The sequence below is a fragment of the Paenibacillus sp. FSL H8-0457 genome, assembly GCF_038051935.1.
In the GTDB taxonomy this organism is placed as follows: domain Bacteria; phylum Bacillota; class Bacilli; order Paenibacillales; family Paenibacillaceae; genus Paenibacillus_AQ; species Paenibacillus_AQ lautus_A.
Window position 1 is genome coordinate 924,073 of the sequence record NZ_CP150293.1, and the last position, 23,269, is coordinate 947,341.

The window sequence follows — 23,269 nt, forward strand, 5'->3', positions numbered from 1 at the left end:
GCTTCCGGCCGGAAGCGCCGCTGCCTGTGAAGTGCGGGTCTATGCCTTTGTTAGAGGCGCAGTCTGGCCTCTTTAGGATAGGAAGTCATTCCATCTTGAGGATGGATTGATGGCAGAGAACCTTGCAATTTAAGCTCCTTCGATGTTCGTAATCGAGGGGGCTTTTTTATATGAGAACAATGGGACTTCAAGGGACTTCAAAGGATGAGCGTCCCTGAATCGCAAGCAGAGGGACTCCGCTATCTCCGCTATTTCCGGCAAGACCTCCGAGAACATGCGCGGACCGACGGTTTTCTTAAATTGGCAAAAAAGATCAAAAACGCTTTGCTCCCTTTTGGTATCCTTAATAACAAAGGAGGGGCCTGACCTTGAGTACCCAGCGTATTATCCAAAAGAGCATCGCGTACATGGAGCAGCATCTGGAGGAGCAGCTGACCCTCGCGGATATTGCATCCTATGCCGGTTTTTCGCCGTATCATTTCCACCGATTGTTTCGGAGGGAGGTCGGCATGAACATCGCGGATTACCTTAGAAAACGAAGGCTCTGTTATGCGGCGCAGCTCCTGCTGCACACCGAGGCTGCGATTATCGACATTTCCCTGCACTGTCACTTCGAGAGCCAGGAGTCGTTTACGAGAGCATTCAAAAAATTGTACGGCATGCCGCCGGGGCGTTACCGGAAAATTTTTGCGGTTCATGCCCATCATTCACATTATCCAAAAGGAGAGGATCACATGCAGCAGCAAGCTCAATCCCCATTAAAAGGCTGGTTCCTAAGCGGAAGCCACCCTCAAGATTATGAGATCGGCGTCGATCGGACCACCGTCCACCAGGGAAGTACCTCGGGTTTCTTAAGAGCCCTTACGCCGATGGAGGATGGCGCTTTTGCAACCATGATGCAGCAGTTCAAAGCCGGCAAGTATGCGGGCAAGCGGATGCGGTTCTCCGGATTCGTCAAAACCGACAACGTGAAGGACTATTGCGGACTGTGGATGCGCGTCGACAATCGTGCTGAAGACGTGCTCCAGTTCGATAATATGAACAATCGGCGCATCGTCGGCAGCACGCACTGGAATCACTATGCCATCGTGCTGGACGTGCCTGAAGATAGCGCCACGATCTCGATCGGCGTCCTGCTTATGGGGACAGGCAAAGTGTGGGTGGACAGCTTCCGCTTTGAAGAGGTAGATCTCAGCGTACCGACGACGAACCTTGACGTTCACTATGAGCTGCTTGAGGAGCCCGCCAATTTATCGTTTGAAGAGTGAAGCATGCGGGGATGCGCCCGCCTACGGAAATGATTGATCTTGGCTCGTCGCTGGATAGGGGATTCCCCATACAATCATTAGGCAGAAGTCTCTCCATACCGGAGGGATTCTGTTTGTTGCCTTGGACGATGGCTTGCATCATGATATTCCTGGGGGGATGTTTGACCGCTGAATATAGGCCAGATCGAGAACCATTTAAAGCATGAATATAGCCAAAAGGAGGGTGTGCCATGCAGGTGATTACACTATGCGGCTCCACCAAGTTTAAAGCGCAATTTCGAGAAGCCGAAGCTTCGCTTACGCTTAGCGGACATATCGTCCTTAGCGTTGGATTTTTTGAGCAGAGCGACGGAATCGAGATCACGGAGGAGCAGGAGCGCAGGCTCAAAGAGCTGCACTTTCGCAAAATCGATATGTCCGACGAAATCTTTGTGATCGATGTGAACGGGTATATCGGCGAGAGCACGCGGGCCGAGATCGAATACGCCAATGGGCATGGTAAACAGGTGCGATATTATTCAAAGGAGAGGTTAGGTGCAGCGACCCTGTAATCGTGCAGGCAGTGCAACCGATATTGCGCACTAGGCTGGTATCTTATAGGCGCTGCAAAAGCGATACAACCCCGGGTTACGCGGTCAGTTTGAAGATCGTTGCTACGATCCATCGGTTTAAGGCGCCAATACATATTTAAGCCGATATGATGCGCGTGCTGCCTTCGGTCACGGTGCGAGGATCGTGATCTTCTGCAGGAGAATAGCTAATAGTTGATGTAGCTTATATGGGATTGTTGCACGATCCCCTGGTTTTAGGCGCCAATACACATTTAAGCTGTTATGAAGCGCGTGCTGCCTACTGTCACGGTGCGAGGAGTGTGATCTTCTGCAGTAGAATAGCTAATAGTTGATGATGTAGCGTCAAAATAGCTGGACAATTGAAATTACCTAATGAAGGAATTGTACGATGAATCATGGACTAACCAAATAACCGGATGAATTGACTCATTATGTATCAGAGTAACTGAATTTATAATCTGGAATATAGAGTAACTGAACTTGTTATCGTGGAGTATTGAAGTAACTGGATCTTAGCTCATCAGGTACAAATAAGGGAAATAAAATGGAGTATAACGTTAAAGGAACTAAATAATCGATGGTTTGTGTTTTAAAGTAACTAGTTCTTTGATCATAACGTACCAAAATAGCCGAATATCTCACACTGCGCATCGCTAGCGGACACAGCGGACCTTATTTGATGAGAAATAAGGGGCTTCATAAATGTTTCGGACATGAGATCCGTTATTCTCTGAAAACAGGCGGTTATCGAACCGGAATTCGTAACATAACGGATCTGGTGTCCGCTTATATTGAAATTCAGGCGAATTATTGAAAATAACGGATCTCTGGTCCGGAACAGCCACATCGTGCGCACTGCTCCCTGGCCGACAGCGCGTGGTCCGGAGCATGCTTGGACGTCTGTCGTCCGGCCGCTCGCCTGACACCATCCGGTTTTCACTCCTTCGTCGCCAACCCCGCCAAAAACCGATCGGATACCCGTATCCGTGTCAATCGGCTTTGCGGTCATGCCACCGTGGCAAAACCAATCGGCCTGTGCGGCCATGCTGCCGTAGACTAAACCAATCGGCCTGTGCGGTCATGCCGCCGTAGACTAAACCAATCGGCTCCGGGTCGAAACCACAGCAGGTGTCACGACTAATAACGAGCGTGCAGCAACGCCGATAACAAAAGGCAGGTCAAGATATGAAATCTTGACCTGCCTTTTTTACCCCAAACACAGCTGCTATTATGAAGTGCCGCTCAGCTCGAAGCAGCGGAGCGAACGAATCGATTCCGGAAAAGCGGAGCGGTCGGCTGAAAGCTTTCCAACGGAAAGCTCGCTTCGGAAGCATATGCTTTGTCCCCGGATTTCTTCTTCTAATCAATTATTTCGGAAATCTGGGGACAACAGCGATTGAGGAACGATACGTGCGCAGAGCGTCTCCCAAACTCTAATGGTGCTGTAAGGCTGAGCTACTAATTACAGATAAAGCACCAACGCAATAATGGCAGCGAGCACGATTCGATAGATCGCAAACGGCACCAGCTTGATCCGGTTGATCAGCTTCAGGAAGAAGCGAATGGAGATCAAAGCGAAGACGAAAGCCGCCACGAATCCGGCGATGAAGAACGGAAGAGCCTCCAGCGTGAAGTATTCCCAGTTCTTCAGCAGCGACAGGAAGCTGGCCCCGAACATGATCGGCACGGCCATGATGAACGTAAAGTCCGCCGCCGCGCGGTGGCTCATGCCCAGCATAACGCCTCCGGAGATGGTGGAGCCGGAGCGGGAGAAGCCTGGCCAGAGCGACAGACACTGAATCAGCCCGACGCTGAATGCCTGCCTGTACGTAATTTGATCGACAGACACCACTTTCGGCTCTTTTTTCGAGCTGACCTTGTCGGCAACGATCATAAAGATGGCTCCGATCACAAGACCGATCAGCACCGTTTCGGTGGAAAATAAATGCTCGTCAATGAGGTCCTCGAACAAGACGCCCAGAACGCCGGCCGGAATCAAACCGACGATAACCTGGCTGAGTCTCAGTCTGCCCGTACCGGCCGGAACGCCGGCTTCGGGCTTTTTGCGCTTGAGTCCCAAGAGATCCAGGAAGCGGTCCTTGAACACCACGATGACGGCGAGAATGGAGCCGAGCTGAATCACGACCTTGAACGTGTTGGCTACGTATTTCGTCAGAAACTCCTCGGATTTCAGCCACATGTCATCCACGATGATCATATGGCCGGTAGAGGATACAGGAGCGAACTCGGTCAGTCCCTCGACGATTCCCAGAATAATTGCTTTGAGGATGGTTAAAAAATCCATGACCTGCGGTCTCTCCCTTACTTAAAAATGTAAAATGTAATGATATGAATGATGCATGGCATGAAATGCGTGGTTCCAGCTTAAGCCGATTTTCTCCGCTTGCGGAAGAAGAAGAACAGGAATGCGATCACGGCCACGGCTATCACAGCATAAGCGATATTGGAATAGACGTCCATGAAGGCGACGATATTTTCCCATGAATCGCCGACGGCGGCTCCGACGGATACCAGAATGACGTTCCAGATCAAGGTACCGATGGTCGTAAAGAGCAGGAACATGCCGAACTTCATGTTGGACATCCCCGCCGGGATGGAGATCAGGCTCCGGATCAGCGGAATCATGCGGCAGAACAGCACGGTCCAGTAGCCGTATTTATCGAACCAGGCATCCGCCTTGCGGATGTCTTCTTTTTTGACGCGGAGGATATGCCCCCAACGGTCCACGATTTTCTCCAGCCGTTCGACATCGAGCAGGCGTCCGATCCCGTACAGGATGACGGCACCGACCACGGAGCCGATGGTAGCTGCGATAATGACGCCGGGCACCGTCAGTTTCGTGTAGGTTGTCATGAATCCGCCGAAGGTCAGAATGACCTCGGAGGGAATCGGCGGGAACACGTTTTCCAGGGCAATCATCAGCAGGATGCCGACATAGCCGAACTTCTCCATAATGTCCGTAATCCAGTTTTCCAAAAGTTACACCTCTTTCAAAAGATAAGGAGGCCTTTGCCATCCTTTATATAAGGGTCTGCTTCAGCTTGCGCAGATATTGGCTGCGGATGAAGAAAAAGTACAGGACCTGCATCATCAGGAAGCTGATCAGCACGATGCCCATTTCAGCCGCAATGGATAAATAGAAATAGCTTTGCAGCGCGATGAAGGCAAAGATGCTGTGCACGATCGCAAGTCCGATCGGTACAAAAAACAGCAGCGCGAGCTGTCCGGTAACGATCCGCCTGAACTCCCTGTCCGTCATGCCGAGCCGGGATATCGTGGCATAATGCCTGCGGTCAAAATCCAGATCGGCATAGAGGCGGAAGTACAGGAAACTTCCAGCCGCGATAAAGAACACCGTGCCCACAAGCAATGCCGCGAAGAGCAGCATGTTGTACAGGCTGTCCCGAAGGGCGAACAGCGTACCGCTGACCGCCAGCGCAAAGGTCCGGTCCATCTCATAGCGCACGGCACCGCCCGGAGCCAAATGGGGAACGATCCCCTCTGTCTCCGTAAAATCGTCCACGTAGAAGCCGGTGTACCGTTCCTGCCGGACCGGATCCGTGACGGCGGCAAAGATGTCGTCGCTGACGACAAGACCGCCGAAACGGGAATCGTCATCCATCTCCGGCAGCAAGTATTCCGGCACGCCGACATGATCGGAATAACCGATTTCACGCAGCCGGATGCCGGAATCCCGAAGCCGGTAAGAAGCGTAATCCCGGTTGCGGGTATAAGCCCTGTCGTTTTGCGAAGCAATGAGGACAAGGGCCTCCTCGCCGCTCGGCGGCTGCTCGTCAAACGGCAGTCCCGCCATCACGACGGCCGCCTTATAGTCGGAGAACGCGATCAGCGTCAACGGAATCTCCGATGGACCGGCCTGTGCGGATGCCGGTTCGGCATCCGTATATTTAACGCGAAACGATAGCGTTTCAAACGGTATTTTCCTCGACTCCAGATCCTGCCGGATTTCGTTCAAATGCTGCTCTTCGGAGGTATCTCCCGTTTTGGCGAGATAACCGATGGCGGCCGGGAAGTCCTCGTTGAACTGCTTCGTGAGCACCGGAATGGAGGCGAATACGCCTACCGAGCAAAAAGACACGGCCAGCACGATCGTTACCATCGAAAACATCTGGGCATGATCCTTCAACCGGTACTGCAGGCTGGATAGCGAGATCAGCTTGGTTCTTCTCCAGGTGAACCGGCGGCTTTCTTTCAGCCTGCGGACGAGAGCAACCCCTAACTGCGAATAAATCAGATAAGTGCCGATCATCGTCATCAAGGTAACCGGGAACATGCGCAGCGCGAGGGTCGATGCGCTTGTCGTGGCTGCCAGGCCGTAGCTGACAAGCAGCAGGACAGCCGCCAATGTAGATAACCACGGCGATGTTCTGGGCGCTGTTTTCGGCCGCTGTCCGGACTGGAACAAGTCGATGAGCGCTTTGGGCCGCAACAGCCAGGACGTGCACAGCGAGATGATGAGGAATAGCAGCGCGTAACTCGCGATCGTCAGACCGAGCGCGCGCAGACTCAGCCGAAACGGCAGGGGCGGGACTCCGAGAAAGGCCGAGCCTGCCATCAGGAACAGCTTGCCTGTAATGATGCCGAACAGGATGCCCGTGGCGATCGCGCTTACGCCGATGATCATATTTTCAAGAAACACCATCTTGTTAAACTGGCGGTCCGTCATGCCGTGCATGAACAGAATGCCGAACTCGCGCTTGCGGGTCTTCAAGAAAGCCCCGACGGAATACAGCACGAAGAAAAACGAGAATACGTACATAATCAGCTCAGCGCCAACCATCGCCTGGATCACGACCGGATAGAACATCTCGTCCGTGATGGAAGGGTGAAACAGGAACAGCGCGCACACAAAGAAAATCATGACGGAGAATGCGCTGCTCAAGAAATAGGCCGCGTAGGTCCGCTTGTTCCTCAGGACATTCCTAAAAGCGAATTGTCGAAAGGTCATGACTTCCTCCTCCCAGCAGCGCCAGCATGTCGATGATTTTCTGGAAAAAGGCTTGGCGGTTGTCACCGCAATACATTTCATTATATAGTTGACCGTCCTTGATGAACAAGACGCGGTCACAGTAGCTGGCTGCCACCGGATCGTGAGTGACCATGAGAATCGTTGCGGAAGCTTCTTTGCTCGAAGCGGAAAGCGTCTGCATCACTTCTTTGGAGGCTCTGGAGTCCAGGTTCCCCGTCGGCTCGTCAGCCAAAATCAGGGAGGGCTCCTGAATGAGCGCCCTCGCGATGGCGGTGCGCTGCATCTGCCCGCCGGAAATCTCATAGGTGTGCTTGTGCAGAATGGACCCGATCCCGAGCCGGTCTGCGATCCGGTTCAGCCGGGTGCCCATTTCGTCCAGCGGCATGCCCTCCAGCGTCAGGGGCAGGACGATGTTTTCCTCAACGGTCAGCGTATCCAGCAGATTGAAATGCTGGAAGACGAAGCCCAGCTCCCTGCGCCGAAACAGAGCGGTATCGCTCCTGCCGAGCAGATGGGGATTGCGTCCGGCTATGATCACTTCCCCGGCCGTGGGCTGATCAATGGTCGCAATCAGATTGAGGAGCGTCGTTTTTCCGCTGCCGGAAGGTCCCATAATACCGACGAATTCGCCTTTGGAGATGTTGAAGTGAATATTGTTCAGCGCTTGGAACGCCACTTTGCCCTCATAGATTTTGGATAGATGCTTGACGCTCAGGATGGGCATATCTTCACTCCTCTATAACGATGTTATCATTGTAAAAGATTCGTTTGCGTCCATGCCATATTCGTAACTTACAGTTACCTTACAACCTTGTAAGGTTTCTTTTGCCGGCGTAAGCAGATCGGGAATAAGCCACAGCGGCCTTAAATAGCTTGTACTGCCGAACCCTGCCATCTGCCGGTGGAATTCATTGTGCGATATGGCCCGCAGCATCCGCAAAAATGATGCGGACCGTCGTTCCTTCATCGACCTTGGATTCGATTTCGAAGGCATGTCCAAGCTTGTCGCATATTTGTTTAACCAGAAACAGGCCCATGCCTGTCGATTCCTGGAATCGGCGCCCGTTCTCTCCGGTGAAATAGGGATCGAACACCCGCGGGAGATCGCTTTGGGGAATGCCGATGCCTTCGTCCCTTATCTCAAGCACGACTTGATTCTCCCGGGTGTAGCCGTTGAAAAAGAGGGTGCCTTGTTCCTTCAGCGTATATCGAACCGCGTTGGTCAGCAGCTGCGTCAGCACAAAAGAGAGCCATTTCTCGTCCGTGGCCACCGTTAATCCGGAATCGATCCGGATGGACGGGTACATTCTCCGCCGGATAAACAGCCGCTTTTGCTCGGACGTGACATTTCGGACGATTCGCTGAAGCGGCAGGTTTTCCACATGGAAATCGCGCTCGAACGTATCGAGCCTGGCGGTATACAGCACGAGATCGAGCCCTTTTTTGAGGCGGTCCAGCTCGTCGCCGATCGCGGCAAAACGGGGGTCGTCATCATCCTGGAGAATCAGGTGAATGACCGAAATCGGCGTTTTCATCTGGTGGGCCCATTGGTTGATGAACTGCAGATGGCCTTCAATTTTATGCTTATAGTTATGCAGATCCGTGGTGTAATGCCGGAACTGGGTTTTCAGCAGCTGATGAAGCGCTTCGGCGAGCGGGGTGTGGGAGGATTCTGCCGAGGATTCGCCTGTGAGGGATTCTCCCGGAAGCGGCTGCTCCAACCGTTTATAGAAGGAACGGTTGGCAATGAAACGGAAGGCGAGATAGCCGACGAGCAGCAGCAAGCTGATGATGCCCGCGTACAAGCTGACCGTCAAATTGCGATAACCGTCCAGCCTATAGATCAGGGTAACGACAAGAAGCTGGGCGATGTAGACAATCATTAAGGGACGCTGTTCTTGCAAAAATAGTCTCATGCTTCGTCCCTCCAGCTCGGTACCAGTCGGTAGCCGCGCCCGCGCACGGTTTGAAGGCCATCCTCGATTCCGAGGGCGGCGAGTTTCTTACGGACGCGGGTGATGTACACATTCAGCGTATTATCGTCCACAAAGGCCTGATCATCCCATATTTTCTCCAGAAGCCGGTCCCTGCTGACGATCTGCTCGGGCTTTTTCATTAATTCGTCCAATATTTTGGCTTCGGTATGGCTGAGCTCCGCTTGGGTCGGTCCGAGCGAAACGGAGAGACGCTCAACGTCAAGCGTGAGTCCGGCGATGCTGAGGACCCGCTCATTCTGACCGGCAGCATAGGACCCGTAGGCCCGCCGGAGCTGGCTCTTGATTTTGGCCATGACGATCTCGTAGTCAAAGGGTTTGGTTATATAATCATCGGCACCGTTCTCCAGCGCCATCACCTGATCCATTTTCCCGTCGCGGGCGGAGATGAAGATGATCGGGCAGGTGGAGAGGCTGCGGAACTGCCGGCACCAATAATAGCCGTCGAATTTAGGCAGATTGATATCCAGAAGCACAAGATGAGGGTCATACGATTCAAATTGATCGCGCACCGTCTCGAAATCATGAACGGACTGCGTCGCATAACCGAATTTATGAAGATATTCTTTCAGCAGGCCGACCAGCCCGGCATCGTCTTCGACAATGAAAATTTTGAACATATCGATCATAGTCCCTTCATTTGACATTCTCGTACCGTCTGTATTGTACCAAATTGTCAGGATATAAGGAAAAATTGCGTGAGCGAAGACAGCAGGGCTTAGGAAAGTTCGGGAGCGAATGTCTCGCTTTGTTAAGCGATCCCTCCCAAAAATAATCTTGACGCTTGTGCCATCAGCTGATAATATACTTGATAATTCCAATCGAATAACTATGATAAATAAATTTGAATCGACCAGTCTGCTGGAGATCATGAGCATCCTTCATGATCTCCTTTTTGTCGTATGGACCTCGATTTACTATCAACCAAGGAGCGGGGGGATCAACGATTGCGTGCACAGGATGAATTGAAACTGACGGCGGATGTCCTCGTCATTGGCGGCGGTCCCGCAGGGGCTTGGGCAGCCTGGAGCGCGGCGTCCCAAGGTGCCAAAGTCATATTGGCCGATAAAGGGTTTCTGGGCTCCAGCGGGGCAACGGCACCCGGAGGAACCAATCTGCTATATTTGCCCCCTGACCATAAGCTGCGCGATGAAGCCGTGGCCCAGCGGATGAAGGAGGGCGGTTATTTATCGGAACCGGATTGGATCCATCGCGTGCTGGATCAGGTATACATCAATCTGGAACGCGTGGAGGCATGGGGATACCCGTTTCGCCGCGATGAGAACGGGGTCCCCATGCGAGACCATTTGCAGGGCCCGGAATATATGAAGCTGATGCGAAGCGCGGTCAACCGGGCGGGCGTACGGATCATGGATCAGTCCCCGGCGCTCGAGCTGCTTGCCGACGAGCATGGGGTCGGAGGAGCACGAGGCATATGCAGGCAGAAGAACAAGCATTGGGAGGTACGGGCACAGTCGGTTGTCATAGCTACCGGCGGCTGCGCCTTTCTGAGCAAGGGCCTTGGCTGCAACGTGCTCACAGGCGAAGGACTGCTCATGGCGGCGGAGCTTGGCGCCGAGCTATCCGGTATGGAATTCAGCCGCCAATATGCGCCGAGCGCGGCGTTTGGCACGGTGACCCGGGGGCGGCTTCTCAACTGGGCGACGTATTATGACGAAGACGGGAATACGCTGTACAGCCCCGGAGGGCCCAGGCCGCATGATTTTCTGCCGACGATGCTCCGCAAAGGACCGGTATACGCCATGCTGAATCATGCCGACACGGAAGAGAAACGGCGCATTTTAAGGCAATCGCACGCCATCTTCTTTGTTCCGTATGATCGGGCGGGAATCGATCCCTTTAAGGAGCGTTTTCCCTTGACCCTCCGCTATGAAGGGACGGTCCGCGGAACCGGAGGCATCCGGATCACCGGCGAAGATTGCGCGACGACGGTACCGGGTCTGTACGCCGCCGGCGATGCCGCAACCCGGGAGCGGGTGACCGGTGCCAAGTCGGGCGGAGGGGCTTTTAATGCCTCTTGGGCGATTTGCTCGGGAACGTGGGCTGGCGAATCGGCGGCGAAGCATGCGCTGAGTACGCGTTCTTCTGCGGACGGCCGTCGCCTGCAAGGTGCGGGGCGGGCCGGAATGTCCCATCCATCCGCAGCACATGGGCAGGGAATGGATGCATCCGGCCTAATTCAATCGGTACAGCGGGAGGTGTTTCCGCTGGATATCAATTATTTTCGCAGCGAACCGGTCCTGCAGCAATCGCTCGAACGGCTGAACGGGCTATGGCCGGAAGTGTACGCGAAGGTAACCGGGGGTTCGCGCGAGCGGATCAAGGCAAGGGAAGCGGCGGCCATGGCGGCAACGGCAAGATGGATGTATGCGGCTGCGCTGACCCGGCGGGAAACCAGAGGGATGCATACCCTTCTGGAATACCCGGATCCGAATCCGGACCAGCAGCATCGTCTGACCGTAAGGGGGATCGATCATATCCAGGTGTATCCTGAGGGGCGGCCGCCCCGGCAGGCAAGCCGAGGTACCATGGACGCTTGCCGACACTATGGTGGTTCAAGAAATAGGAGCAGTGAAGCCGTGGGGGCTGCTGCCTGGATCGCGGCAGCGGCCGGGGAGGTGGAAGGCTCATGATCGAGGTTGTCAGTCAGCAGCGGTGCATCGAGTGCGGCCTGTGCGTCAAGGTCTGTCCGACCAATGTATTCGACCGGACGGAGACTGGGCTTCCGGTCATTGCCCGTCAGGAGGATTGCCAGACCTGTTTTATATGCGAGGCTTATTGTCCTGCCGATGCTCTGTATGTTTCTCCCTTTGCGGATATGGAGCAGAAGGTGACGGAAGAAGAGCTGATCGCGGTAGGGATCATCGGAAGCTGGAGGGAGACGGTCGGCTGGGGACGCGGGCGGACCCGGCTGGCCGAGATCGACGAGACCCCGTTCATCGATCGGATTCTCCCCCGGCGAAGTTAAAGCAGGAACTAAACCAATAGCATTCATACTGTCAACCATTCTAATGGAGACATTCCTTCGGTTTTTCGAAGAATGTCTCCTTTTGTATTCGAGGAGAGAGGTGCGCTTATGAAACGGGTTTGGCTGATGTTCAGGTTAGATGATGGAAGATTTGCGTTTCCCGAGCCGGAGCGTGATCGCAATGAGTGACCATGCACGATTGTACCGGCATGACCCTCCGGCTCCGGTCCACGGCAGCGAGTCGCTGGTACCGGAGCCCGCCGCCGGGCAGCGGCAGAGGCTCTCCCCGGGCGAAGCAGGTGCCGGGATATGGAGGAAGTCGCTGGGCACCTTTGCTGCGGGCGCGGTTCTTCCCGTGTCGCTGCTGGTTTTATGGCAGGTGCTCGGCGACCTTGGTTACATCTCGGAGCTGCTCTTCCCGACGCCGCTTCGCATTGCGGAGGCTTTTGCCCACTTGGCGGGCTCGGGTGACCTTGGCGGTCATGTGCGGATCAGTTTGGTTCGTGCCGCAGCGGGTTTCGCCCTTGGAGGGGCTCTCGGCCTAGCCTTCGGTATTCTGGTCGGGGTATTCCGCATATCCGAGCGGGTGCTCGATCCATCCATCCAGATGGTCCGCATGATTCCGCATTTAGCGGTTGCGCCGCTGTTCGTGCTTTGGTTTGGAATCGGGGAGTCGTCCAAAATACTGCTGATCGCCAAAGGGGCTTTCTTTCCGCTCTATATCCAAACCTATCTGGGCATCCGCGGCGTGGATAACAAATGGTTCGAAGTAACAAGGGTTCTGGGTTTCACGCGTATCCAGCAAATCTTCAAGCTGGTCATTCCGTCCTCCCTGCCGCATATCTTCCTTGGGATCCGGCTGTCCCTCGGGCTTGCCTGGCTCGGGCTGGTCGTTGCCGAGATCATGGGCTCCACGTCCGGCATCGGCTATTTGATGACGGATGCCAGACAGTTCAGCAAAACCGCGACCGTGTTCGTGTGCATCGTCCTGTTTGCCGTCATCGGCAAAGCAGCAGACGCCGCGGTTAGGCTGATGGAGCGCAGGCTGCTGAAATGGAACGACAGCTATGAGGGTTAAAGCACGGCTTCTGTTTCCAAGAGAGAGGAGGAGACACGATGAATAACGCGAACGAACTTGCGCTGCCTGCGGCGGGGCAGCCACCCGCTGTATCGCAGCCGCCCAATCCTGCTGCCGCGCGCTCCAATCGCCGGCGTGCATCCTTACTACGGGCCATTGCGCTCGGATCGGCCCTTCCGGTTCTGGTGCTGGCCATATGGCAGCTGGCAGGCAATCTTGGCTGGATCGATGCGTTCTTCCTGCCGACGCCGGCGGCGATTTTCGAATCCCTCTGGAATCTGATCGCCTCGGGCAAGATGGCGACCCATCTGGGCATAAGCATCGGCCGCGCCGCTGCGGGCTTCGCCCTGGGAGGCAGCCTGGGCTTGATATTCGGCCTGCTGACGGGCTTCTCGCGCAAGTCGGAAATATTCCTGGATCCGACGGTGCAGATGCTGCGGATGATCCCGCATTTGGCGATCGCCCCGCTTATTATTTTGTGGTTCGGATTCGGAGAAACGTCGAAGGTGCTGATCATTGCGAAGGGAGCTTTTTTTCCGCTGTACGTCAATACGTTTCTCGGCATCCGGAGCGTCGACAAAAAGCTGTTCGAGGTATCGAGGGTCCTGCAGTACAGCCGGGTTCAGCAGATCATCAAGCTGATCATCCCGTCTTCGCTGCCTAACCTGTTAATGGGACTCCGCTTATCGCTGGCGGTATCCTGGCTCGGGCTCGTCGTTGCGGAGCTGATCGGTTCGCAGTCGGGGGTCGGGTTTCTCATCAATCTTGCCAAGCAATCCTCGTTAACGGAGCAAATTTTTGTGGGTGTATTGGTTTTTGCCGTCGTCGGCATGATGGTGGATCTGTTCGTCCGTTCTCTGGAACGCCGCTTGCTGAAGTGGCGGGATAGTTACAAGGGATGATCCGGCTTATGAATGAGAGAACCGAGGGACAATGATGATTAGGAGGGGAACATGCATGAGTTCACGTATTCAAGGCAGCACGCTTCAGTTGGAAACGGATGTGCTGGTCATTGGCGGTGGCCCGGCCGGAGCATGGGCGGCTTTAACGGCCGCGGCGAAAGGCAGCAATGTCGTGCTGGCGGATAAAGGGTTCTGCGGATCAAGCGGGGCAACGGCGCCGTCGGGCACGGGCGTATGGTACGTGGAGCCTGAAGGGCGGCAGCGCCAGGAAGCGAAGATGAGCCGGTATTTTATGGGCGGACGCTTAGCCGAGAATGAGTGGATGGATCGGGTCCTGGATCAAACCTACGAGAATATGAACCGTCTTGGCGACTGGGGGTATTCGTTCCCGGTCGATCCGGATGGCGGCATATTCCGGCGCGGCTTGCAGGGACCGGAGTATATGCGTCTCATGCGCAAACTGGTGAAAAGAGCCGGCGTCAAAATACTCGACCACAGCCCTGCGCTGGAACTTCTGGCGGATGAACACGGAGTGGGGGGCGCCGCTGGCGTAAGCACGCAGGGCGGCGATCCCTGGAGAGTCACGGCGGGTGCCGTTGTCATCGCAACCGGCGGCTGCGCCTTTCTGAGCAAAGCGCTGGGATGCAACGTGTTGACCGGTGACGGCTATCTGATGGCGGCCGAGGCCGGGGCCGAAATGTCGGGCATGGAGTTCTCCAACGCCTACGCCATATCGCCAACGTTCTCCTCGGTGACCAAAACGGCGTATTACCGTTATGCAAGCTTTTACTACGAGGACGGCACGGTGGTAGAGGGAGCGGGCTCGACCAAAGGACGTTCCGTCATTGCCAAAAAACTGCTGGAGAACCGACAGGTATATGCCCGATTGGATCAGGCGCCCGCCGATCTGCAGCCGCTGCTCCGGGTGGGGCAGACGAATTTTTTCCTGCCGTTTGACCGTATGGGCATCGACCCGTTCAAGGATATGTTCCCGGTCACGCTTCGGCTCGAAGGGACGGTGCGCGGGACCGGGGGCATTCATATCGTGGACGAAACGTGCGCCACGAAGGTCCCCGGCTTGTATGCCGCCGGAGACGCCGCAACGCGGGAGCTGATCTGCGGCGGATTTACCGGAGGCGGCAGCCACAATGCCGCCTGGGCGATGTCTTCCGGCAGCTTTGCGGGCGAAGGCGCGGCGGACTATGCCAAATCGCTGGGACGGCATGCCGCTAGACGCGAGGTGCACGGATTGTCTTCGGCTCCGATCGTATCTTCCGGTACCTTCGGCTCGCTGCAGGAAAAGCCGCCGATTGCCGCGGAGGAATACATTCGGGCGGTGCAGGAAGAGGTCATGCCTTATGACCGGAACCTGTTCCGTACGGATGAGGGACTTCGGGATTCGTTGCAACGGCTCGACGGCGTGTGGAAATCGATCCGGCAGGAACCCATCCATCTTGATTATCAGGCGGTGAAGAAACGCGAGGCAGCGGCCATGGCTGCAACGGCCCGCTGGATGTACCGCTCGGCGCAGGCCAGGACGGAAACGCGGGGAATGCATAAGCGGGTTGATTATCCGGAGCTGGACGAGACGCAGCATTACCGCCTGATTACATCCGGGTTGGATGAAATCAGCGTCCGGGCGCAGCGCGTGAGCGAGGAGGCGGTTTCCCTTTGATTGAGCTGATCAGCGATGCCAGATGCGTGCAGTGCAATCTGTGCGTCTCCGTATGTCCGACCAACGTATTTGATAAAGTCGATAACGATGTGCCTGTCATTGCGCGCCAGAACGATTGCCAAACCTGTTTTATGTGCGAGCTCTATTGTCCGGCGGACGCGATGTACGTCGCGCCTCATCCGGACCGGCTCAGCGGGCTAAGCGAGGCGGAGCTGGAGCAGGCCGAGCTGTTGGGGGGCTACCGCGAGAAGGTGGGATGGGGACCCGGCCGAACGTCCATATCCAGCCATGCGTTTCTGGCTCAGCTCGCGAAGCGATCTGTTCCTTGATCGTCAGCCTCCCCCCTTTTTCAGGCAGCTCCACTCTTCCCGTCTGCATGGGAAGCATGATCTGCGGGCTCATTGAGGCCAGGGTTTGCCGGGGATTCCATGAAGCCCCGTAAGAAGCAAGAGGCGTAAGAAGCGAAAGCGAGGCAGTGTCATATCGAGATGGGATCTGTGAGGGGAGAGAAATCGAATGGAGAATCGAAACGTTAAAAAACACAAGCGAAAGCGATACGCGATTTTATTGACGCTGGTGGCGGCGGCGCTTGCTTTTTCGCAGGGCTGCGGCACCAAAGATCAAATAACGGAGGCATCAAGCTCCGGCGTGCCGAAAACGCTCAATTACGGATATATAGGAACCAATGCCCTGAATGTGCCTGGAGGCGCCGAGGGCTGGGGGTTCCATAAGGGCATTATTCAGGAAGAGCTCAAGAAGCACGGGATTGAAACGGTAAACTTGACCGCCTTTCCGAACGGTCCGGATTTGAGCGAATCGCTGATCAGCGGTCGCCTGGACTTTGGCAGCTTGGGCGATACGCCGGCCATCCTGTCACGCTCAACGGGAGCGAAGACCAAGGTGATTACCCAAGGCTCGACCGACAGCATCGGGTACCTCGTGGCGAAGAAGGGAGGCCCGGCTTCCCTGGAAGAGTTAAAGGGAAAAACGGTAGCCACTCAAAAAGGTTCCTTCCACCACCGATACTTGGCCGGTCTTTTGAAGAAAGAGGGGCTGGCTGAGGATGTGAAGGTCATCCACCTGCTTCGCGTGGATGCGGAGGCTGCCCTGGCCCGCGGGGAAATCGACGCGATGACCAATACCGGCGTGTATACGCTCAAACAAATCGATGAAGGCTATACGCTGCTGGACGATGCCACCAAGCATCCCGAGCTGTATGGAACCAGCGTAACCGTGGTGTCGGAGGATTATCTGGCGAAATATCCGGATTTCGCCAAGGCGTGGAATGAAGCCCGTTCCAAGGCGCTAGAGGATTTAAAGCTGCATGAGGAAGAGTACTATGCGTTTCTGGCCGAATTGCAGAGCGCGAAGGTGGAGTACGTGAAGAAGGTTAGCCCGATCGAGCTGATCAAAGAGGTTCCTTTTACCGAACAAGGGCTGCAGCTGCTGGAAGGAACGAAGGCCTTTCTGATCGAAGAGAAGCTGGCGGAAACCGATTTTGCATTGGACGATTGGCTGATCAAGCCTTAACCAAGCTTAGACCAAGCCGTATTACAATAACCCGCAAGGGGTAAGGAGAGATGATCGTATGACCAGACCTGATCCAACCGTAATCGTATCAGCCCTGTCGAAGAAGACGGTGGCGGAACAAACGCGCCGTCCCGAATATCCGGTGCATGCCCACTTTGTGAATCGATGGTCTTCGAGGGCCTTTGACTCCCGTCCGGTCGAAGAGGATGTGCTGTATACCGTCTTGGAGGCGGCCCGGTGGGCACCCTCCTCGGGCAACGGGCAGCCGTGGCGGTTTATCGTTGCCCGAACACAGGAGGAGCGGGAGCGATTCCGGTCTTTTATCCGTCCCGGAAACCGCGTGTGGAGCGATCGCGCGCCGGCGCTTGTCCTGCTCGTTTCCTACACGCTGAATGCCAATGGGGAACCGGGCGGAAGCCACGCGTTTGATGCGGGGGCTGCTTGGGGAACAATCGCTTCGCAGGCTGCTTTGCTTGGGCTGAATACTCGCGCGATTGGCGGCTTCGACCATGGGCTTGCCCGCGAAGTCCTGCATATTCCGGAAGAATATGATCTGCATGCGGTCATAACGCTTGGATACCGCGGGGATAAATCGGTGCTGCCGGAGACGCTGCAGGAACGGGAGGTCCCTACGGACCGACGATCCTTGAATGAACTGGTGCATGAAGGAGTATTTCAGGCTAAGGAATGATGCCCGGCCACTCCGCACGAAAAACCGTTCCTTGGTTAACCGTGCTGTCCACGCTCATTTGGCCGCCATGCGCGTTCATGATGGACTGGGTGATGGACAGTCCAAGACCGGCACCGCCGTGCTGCCGGGTCCGGGATTCATCGATGCGGTAGAACCGCTCGAACAGATGGGGCAGATGCTCCTTCGAAATCCCGGCTCCATTGTCGCTGACCCGCAGTACGGCGTGGTCCTTGGTTTTATCCACCGTAACGGTAATCCGCCCTGTGTCGGAATCGGTATGCTGTACCGCATTATGGAACAGGTTGTAGATGACCTGCTTGATCTTGTCGGGGTCACACCGGCACAGCACGGCTGCCGCTTGAATCGTTACGTTTCTGCCTTGAGCCAGCATCCTGAGATGGGGCTCCATCTCTAGCAGCAGCCGATCCAGCCGGGTATCCTGCAGATGAAGCTCCGGCTTACGGTCAAGTTTGGCCAACAGAAGCAAATCCTCGACCAATTTCTTCATGCGCTTCGATTCGCCGTGCATGCTGGACAGTGCTGCATGGAGCTGATCCTTGTTGTCGGCGGCGCCGCGTCCAAGCACCTCCAGAAAGCCGTGAATCGAAGTAAGCGGCGTGCGCAGTTCATGGGAAGCATCGGCAATAAACCTCCGCATCTGCTCTTTCGCCTCGCGTTCCGCTTCAAACGCTCCCTCAAGCCTATTCAGCATGCCGTTAAACGATTGGGCCAAGCGGTCAATCTCCTGCTGACCCTGCATGGCCGGAAATCGCTCCGCCAAGTTTCCGGCATCCGTTCGTTCCACTGTTTCGACCATTCGGCTTAGCGGGTTAAGCGTCCTGCGCAGCAATGGCAGGTACAATGCAATCCCGCCAGCCATGGCAAGCAAAGCCAACGCGGCAAATATCAGCAGCTGCCGCAGCAGAACGGCATGGAGCGGCTGCGTATCCATTCCAAGCTGCAGTATACCGGAAGGGCTGTTAGGGCTGCCGTAAGGGCGAAAAACAACGATCTGCTCGGTGCCTTGGGCATCGTCAATCACTTCGTACGGAACGGGCCGACGCTCTTTGAATTGCTCCAGAATCGAGGTATAAGCCTCTGCTGCCAGCTGCGGCGCGGACAGACCGTTGTCACTGGCCAGGTCGGTGTAGCTTCCGTTCGTTGCGATCTTGGCAAGCGACATATTCGGCAGAAAGAGCAGAGGTCTATCCTCCTGGCGGGGCATGACCGCATGGGCGTCGTTATTCGGAACAGAAGGCCGGTTATGTTGCACGCGACCAGGCTCCCACATCTCCACGGGGATAGAGCGGACCTGAAGCGAAAGCGCCTCGGCCTGATTGCGGAACAGGGCGTTTTTCATCAGTACATATTGCAGCGCTCCGATCAGCACGAGCAGAAGCGCCAAGACGAGAAGGGAACGCGACAGGAGCTGCGTGCGCAGAGACGTTGGCCGAGATGCGCGTATACGGTTTCGGAAACTCATGGCAAATCCACCCGGTAGCCGGCTCCGCGAAGCGTGCGAATGACCCGATGCTCCTTGTCCCCAAGCTTCTCTCGCAGGGATCGGATATAGACCTCCACGATGTTATCCTCTCCCCCAAAGTCATAATCCCACACAATATTCAATATGTTCGATTTGCTCAGAACGCTGCCGTGTTTGGTCACAAGCAGTTTGAGCAGTTTATATTCCGTTGGGGAAAGCTCCAAGGCTTCCCCCAGGTATGAAATTTCTTTCTTGCGGTCATCGATGGTGAATGGCCCAAGCCGGATTTCGCCCAGCAGGCTCGGGAACTGATTGCGGAGTCGAGCTTGTATGCGGGCCAGCAGCTCTTCGAAACTGAAGGGCTTGGCCATGTAGTCGTCCGCTCCGGTCATAAGGCCCGTTACACGGTCATCGATCTCATCCTTCGCGGTGAGCATAATGACCGCAACATCCCGGCCTTCCTCCTTCAAACGTCTGCACACCGCAAGACCGTCCATTCCCGGCATCATCACATCCAGAACGATAACATGCGGCTCGAAGCTGGCTGCTTCCCTTAACGCACATTCTCCATCGGAGGCCGTGCGCACCTCAAACCCTTCATTTTGGAGACCAAGCTCCAGAAATTGCAGTATGTGCGGCTCGTCATCCACAAGCAAAACGCGAATACGATGCATGGATCCCATGACAAAACTCCTCTTCTTTCATCCCTTCAACTTTATCATACGTGCCGTAGCTGAATGAATTCTGAACGCGAACTGAAAATAAACTGAAAAATGATTCGCAAATATGCATTCTCAAATCAGGGAATTTAAGGATGTTGATATCTGTTCGGTTATCGTTAATACTATCTTAAAGCCAAGACAATCAATGCAGCACCTGTTCAAGATCCATCATGGATGGGTGAAAGGAGGAGACTGGACATGATAGGAAATGTATATCCACCCGAGAATCAGGGCAAGGGCTCACTCGATGGAGGAAGGATAACGGAGTTGAAGCCGATCGGTTTCTCCGGAGAAGGGTCAGCCGTGACCCGGGTAGGGCCGCTTTTCTATTGGTCCTGGTTTCGTGCGCCCGTCGAAGGCTATATCGCGTCTCATCCCCATCAGGGTTTTGAAATCGTGACTTATATGATTCAGGGAAAGTGCGACCATGAGGATTCGCATGGTACGCACAGCATAATAGGGCCAGGAGGCCTGCAATTGATGAGGGCCGGTTCCGGACTTACGCATGAGGAACTTCTGACCGGGCCGGATGCAGAAGGATTCCAGATTTGGTTTGAGCCGTATCTTCGCGATTCATTGAAGCAAAACCCTGCCTGTCGTCAGTATCGTCCGGACTCCTATCCGGTAACCCGTATCCAGGGGGGATTGGTCAAAACGATGATCGGCGGTTCCGCCCCAACCGATCTGTCCGTGGACGTGAAGATGCTGGATATTCAAATTCTGGCCGGGCACGAAGCACGATATGAACTGAAAACCGGCAGGCGCGCGGCTGCGCTTGCCGTAAGGGGAGCCGGCAGCTTTAGCACGGAAGAGGATAGCCTCCTGTTTCATCATCGGGACTTTATGGTAATCGATACGGTGCCAGGTGAGACGATAAGCCTTAAGGCGCAAGAGAATGTCAGGGTCATCCTGATTGACGTACCGGAAAACCCTGGATATCCGCTCTATTCCAAGCGGCCATAGGGTCAAAAGTTTACAATATTGTAGTGGAATGAAATTGAGAAGGTACGATAAACTAGAGCCTGTCAGATGGGGTATCCGTCTGATCAGGCTTTTTTTTAAAAAAAGTATGACAGGGAATAGAGGTCATCTTCCAGGCAGCAATCGCAAGGAAAAATACATATATTTGGTAAGCAGAAAGACCCAACAAAGAAATCCGGACTTCTTTAGGCCGGACTGGTTGGGTTATTTTGGCATGTTTTTTTCTATAATAATCTATTTATACTAAATTCAAGTATAATAAGAGACTAAAGTCCTCCTCTTTACCAATAGTTGGCATGTGTTTTTGTGAGGATGGTAGCATGCGTCCCGAGACACAGCCTGTCTATAATGATTGCGGGATCACGAAAATGACATTTTCGTCATTCCACAATCAAACGAGATGGGGGAGATCGTTATTTTCTCGAAAAAAAGATTTAAACAATTGATGGCCGGAGCGCTGTTATCAGCAGCGGTTCTTGGTTCTTACGGATATGGGTCTGTGAATGAAGTGTCTGCTGCCAGCGTGCAGTCTGTAACCAAAGGTGTAGCAAGCTCGAATGTGTACATGCGCAATAAGCCTTCGACTTCGGGTAAAGTCGTTGACCGCGTGCATAAGGGTGAGCGCGTTCAAATTCTGGGCAAGAGCTCAAGCTGGTATAAAATCAAAACTTCGGACGGCAAGCAAGGATATGCTTCGTCTAAATATATTAACCAAAGCAGCGGATCTTCTAACACTTCCGGCAATTCGGGAAGCACGGCGCCTTCTGCGAGCGCAAGCGTTGAAAAAGTAATCAGTGCAGGCATGAAGTATCTGGGCACGCCGTACGAATTCGGTTCTAACCGCAATTCAACGAGTACCTTTGACTGCTCGGCATTTGTTCGCCGCGCATTCATGGACGGCGCTAACATTACGCTGCCAAGCGATTCCCGCAAGCAAGGGCAGTACGTCAAAGATAAAGGAACGGCTGTTTACAACGTCAATCAATTAAAGCGCGGGGATCTGGTATTCTTCATGAGCTACCGAGGTTCATCGGCTTCCGCTTATGCCGGATTGGACAAGTCCAAACAGCGGATTACGCACGTAGCGATCTATCTGGGAGACAACAAGCTGCTGCATACGTACTCGAAACAATCGGGCGGGGTCCTCGTAGGTAACTTCGGCGATTCTTGGAAACACCGCTTCATGCACGGCGGAAGCGTACTATAAAACATCGTTCCATGGATAAGATTTATCCATGGTTAGAATAAAAACAGAAGGACTGTCCGGTTGGGAGATCTGAACGATCTTTAACGGGCAGTCCTTTGCGTTATGCGATTTGCATTTCGCTTTCGATTTCAGTAAGGTGGACAGTAGGGACGGGACAACAGCATGAAGATAGGAACAGGAGGGACGATGATGAACGGTGGGCAGCGTTCCAATATCAGACCGGGGCTTGAGGTTGATATCGTACTGAAGCAGGACCAGAGAACGGGAAAATTAACCCGCGGCGTGGTCAAAGATATTTTGACCAATTCGCCCAACCATCCGCACGGCATTAAAGTACGTCTTCAAGACGGCCAAGTGGGACGGGTGAAGAACATTTACGAGTCGTAACATTCGATGCGCTTCGAGACTAAAGGCCATAGGCTGCCTGGGATATAGCAAACCATTTGCTGTATCCAAAACTTCGCAAATCTGAGGAGTTTTGGATGCGGCTTTTTTGCATTTCCATGCAACATTGCTCACAATCCATCCGTCTGGAGGTTGAGGTGAACAAAAAAGATGAGAAGATACCTTTATATGGGGTTTATCTTGATGTTGATGTTAACGGGCTGCGCGAAGCAGGAGCTACAGGGGGCAGATCCGACTGGACCTTCATTGAATAAAGCTGCCAGGGGGAGTCAGGCGGAAATGACCGACGGGGACTTCGTGTATCGACTCGTTAGCGAGAAAGAGGAGTATGAACAGGGAGATCAAGTTCAAGTATACGGGGAGCTGGAGTATATCGGCAAAGAGGATGAGATTACGATAGGCCATGCGGCCTCCGCTTTTTATTTCCCGATGAAAGAGCTCACAAGAGACTACAACATCAGTTATGCCATGAACGAGCCCTATATTACAACCAAGCTGAAAAAGGGCGAGCCGCTGCGCGAATATTACAAAATCGGCGGTGGATACGACAGCAGGGACGATAAGACATTCAAAGATTTCATCCATTCGCTGAAGGATGGTTTTCCGGGCGGGCGCTACGTCGTCTACGGATCCGCGGATTTCGTGATTGATGCCATGTCGCAGGGCGCGAGTCAGAGCGGTTCGGAAGGGGAAGAGCCAAAGCGCTATAAGATACAAGCCGAGATCGAATTCAGCGTAAACGAAGAGAAGGAATAAAGCAA

The 23,269-nt window shown here is 54.4% G+C and carries 22 protein-coding genes; 14 read left to right on the plus strand and 8 right to left on the minus strand.

The annotated features are described in order from the left end of the window. The first annotated feature begins 368 nt into the window (after positions 1-368). Both MHI43_RS04050 and MHI43_RS04055 read left to right on the plus strand, forming a co-directional pair. The gene (locus MHI43_RS04050) at positions 369-1,268 is read left to right on the plus strand and encodes an AraC family transcriptional regulator (RefSeq protein ID WP_036664484.1); all 900 of its coding nucleotides are present in this window, start codon (positions 369-371) and stop codon (positions 1,266-1,268) included. Positions 1,269-1,498: 230 nt separating this feature from the next. Then, positions 1,499-1,819 (plus strand): hypothetical protein, encoded by a 321-nt coding sequence (locus MHI43_RS04055; RefSeq protein WP_012818972.1) that lies wholly within the window; start codon positions 1,499-1,501, stop codon positions 1,817-1,819. A 1,483-nt stretch (positions 1,820-3,302) separates the two neighbouring features. On the opposite strand, the gene MHI43_RS04060 is transcribed toward MHI43_RS04055, so the two are convergent. The 6 genes from MHI43_RS04060 to MHI43_RS04085 form a co-directional block, all read right to left on the minus strand. After that, entirely contained in the window at positions 3,303-4,145 is an 843-nt protein-coding gene (locus tag MHI43_RS04060) for an undecaprenyl-diphosphate phosphatase (protein ID WP_036664481.1), read from the minus strand. Positions 4,146-4,225: 80 nt separating this feature from the next. Further along, positions 4,226-4,837, minus strand: coding sequence for a DedA family protein (locus MHI43_RS04065; protein ID WP_009594880.1), 612 nt, complete (start codon positions 4,835-4,837; stop codon positions 4,226-4,228). A gap of 43 nt (positions 4,838-4,880) precedes the next feature. After that, complete coding sequence (locus MHI43_RS04070) at positions 4,881-6,830, minus strand: ABC transporter permease (protein WP_036664478.1); 1,950 nt, start codon at positions 6,828-6,830, stop codon at positions 4,881-4,883. Beyond that, on the minus strand, positions 6,805-7,575 hold the full coding sequence (locus MHI43_RS04075; protein ID WP_012818976.1) for an ABC transporter ATP-binding protein: 771 nt from the start codon (positions 7,573-7,575) through the stop codon (positions 6,805-6,807). The genes MHI43_RS04070 and MHI43_RS04075 overlap by 26 nt, the downstream gene beginning before the upstream one ends. Positions 7,576-7,759: 184 nt before the next feature. Next, positions 7,760-8,767 carry a HAMP domain-containing histidine kinase gene (locus MHI43_RS04080; protein ID WP_012818977.1) on the minus strand — a complete coding sequence of 336 codons (1,008 nt, stop codon included), beginning with the start codon at positions 8,765-8,767 and terminating at the stop codon, positions 7,760-7,762. Beyond that, the gene (locus tag MHI43_RS04085; protein ID WP_036664555.1) at positions 8,764-9,465 is read right to left on the minus strand and encodes a response regulator transcription factor; all 702 of its coding nucleotides are present in this window, start codon (positions 9,463-9,465) and stop codon (positions 8,764-8,766) included. The genes MHI43_RS04080 and MHI43_RS04085 overlap by 4 nt, the downstream gene beginning before the upstream one ends. 282 nt (positions 9,466-9,747) lie before the next feature. Here MHI43_RS04085 and MHI43_RS04090 point away from each other — a divergent pair, with 282 nt between their 5' ends. The 8 genes from MHI43_RS04090 (at position 9,748) to MHI43_RS04125 (ending at position 17,710) form a co-directional block, all read left to right on the plus strand. Next, entirely contained in the window at positions 9,748-11,499 is a 1,752-nt protein-coding gene (locus tag MHI43_RS04090; protein WP_081746342.1) for an FAD-binding protein, read from the plus strand. Next, positions 11,496-11,834 carry a ferredoxin family protein gene (locus tag MHI43_RS04095; RefSeq protein WP_012818980.1) on the plus strand — a complete coding sequence of 113 codons (339 nt, stop codon included), beginning with the start codon at positions 11,496-11,498 and terminating at the stop codon, positions 11,832-11,834. The genes MHI43_RS04090 and MHI43_RS04095 overlap by 4 nt, the downstream gene beginning before the upstream one ends. 181 nt (positions 11,835-12,015) lie before the next feature. Further along, positions 12,016-12,912 carry an ABC transporter permease gene (locus MHI43_RS04100; RefSeq protein ID WP_012818981.1) on the plus strand — a complete coding sequence of 299 codons (897 nt, stop codon included), beginning with the start codon at positions 12,016-12,018 and terminating at the stop codon, positions 12,910-12,912. Between the two features lie 38 nt (positions 12,913-12,950). Next, on the plus strand, positions 12,951-13,814 hold the full coding sequence (locus tag MHI43_RS04105) for an ABC transporter permease (RefSeq protein ID WP_012818982.1): 864 nt from the start codon (positions 12,951-12,953) through the stop codon (positions 13,812-13,814). Positions 13,815-13,869: 55 nt separating this feature from the next. Next, positions 13,870-15,489: an FAD-binding protein gene (locus tag MHI43_RS04110; protein WP_012818983.1), complete on the plus strand. Its 1,620-nt coding sequence runs from the start codon at positions 13,870-13,872 to the stop codon at positions 15,487-15,489. Further along, on the plus strand, positions 15,486-15,818 hold the full coding sequence (locus MHI43_RS04115; RefSeq protein ID WP_009594932.1) for a 4Fe-4S binding protein: 333 nt from the start codon (positions 15,486-15,488) through the stop codon (positions 15,816-15,818). Before MHI43_RS04110 ends, MHI43_RS04115 begins: the two co-directional genes overlap by 4 nt. A 187-nt stretch (positions 15,819-16,005) precedes the next feature. After that, complete coding sequence (locus tag MHI43_RS04120; RefSeq protein ID WP_036664472.1) at positions 16,006-17,019, plus strand: ABC transporter substrate-binding protein; 1,014 nt, start codon at positions 16,006-16,008, stop codon at positions 17,017-17,019. Positions 17,020-17,077: 58 nt separating this feature from the next. Beyond that, entirely contained in the window at positions 17,078-17,710 is a 633-nt protein-coding gene (locus tag MHI43_RS04125) for a nitroreductase family protein (RefSeq protein WP_012818986.1), read from the plus strand. Here the strand turns inward: MHI43_RS04125 and MHI43_RS04130 are convergent. Together MHI43_RS04130 and MHI43_RS04135 are read right to left on the minus strand one after the other, a co-directional pair. Beyond that, on the minus strand, positions 17,700-19,193 hold the full coding sequence (locus MHI43_RS04130; RefSeq protein ID WP_036664471.1) for a HAMP domain-containing sensor histidine kinase: 1,494 nt from the start codon (positions 19,191-19,193) through the stop codon (positions 17,700-17,702). The genes MHI43_RS04125 and MHI43_RS04130 overlap by 11 nt on opposite strands. Further along, the gene (locus MHI43_RS04135) at positions 19,190-19,876 is read right to left on the minus strand and encodes a response regulator transcription factor (RefSeq protein ID WP_036664469.1); all 687 of its coding nucleotides are present in this window, start codon (positions 19,874-19,876) and stop codon (positions 19,190-19,192) included. The genes MHI43_RS04130 and MHI43_RS04135 overlap by 4 nt, the downstream gene beginning before the upstream one ends. A 237-nt stretch (positions 19,877-20,113) precedes the next feature. On the opposite strand from MHI43_RS04135, the gene MHI43_RS04140 reads away from it, so the two are divergent. From MHI43_RS04140 to MHI43_RS04155, 4 genes are all read left to right on the plus strand, one after another. Further along, on the plus strand, positions 20,114-20,878 hold the full coding sequence (locus tag MHI43_RS04140; RefSeq protein ID WP_012818989.1) for a pirin family protein: 765 nt from the start codon (positions 20,114-20,116) through the stop codon (positions 20,876-20,878). A gap of 418 nt (positions 20,879-21,296) precedes the next feature. Next, positions 21,297-22,103 (plus strand): SH3 domain-containing C40 family peptidase, encoded by an 807-nt coding sequence (locus MHI43_RS04145; protein WP_012818990.1) that lies wholly within the window; start codon positions 21,297-21,299, stop codon positions 22,101-22,103. Positions 22,104-22,292: 189 nt separating this feature from the next. Then, a complete protein-coding gene (locus tag MHI43_RS04150) occupies positions 22,293-22,490 on the plus strand; it encodes a YwbE family protein (protein ID WP_006208161.1) in 198 nt (65 codons plus the stop codon). 201 nt (positions 22,491-22,691) lie between these two features. Then, positions 22,692-23,264: a hypothetical protein gene (locus MHI43_RS04155; RefSeq protein ID WP_235201850.1), complete on the plus strand. Its 573-nt coding sequence runs from the start codon at positions 22,692-22,694 to the stop codon at positions 23,262-23,264. Positions 23,265-23,269: the final 5 nt, after the last annotated feature.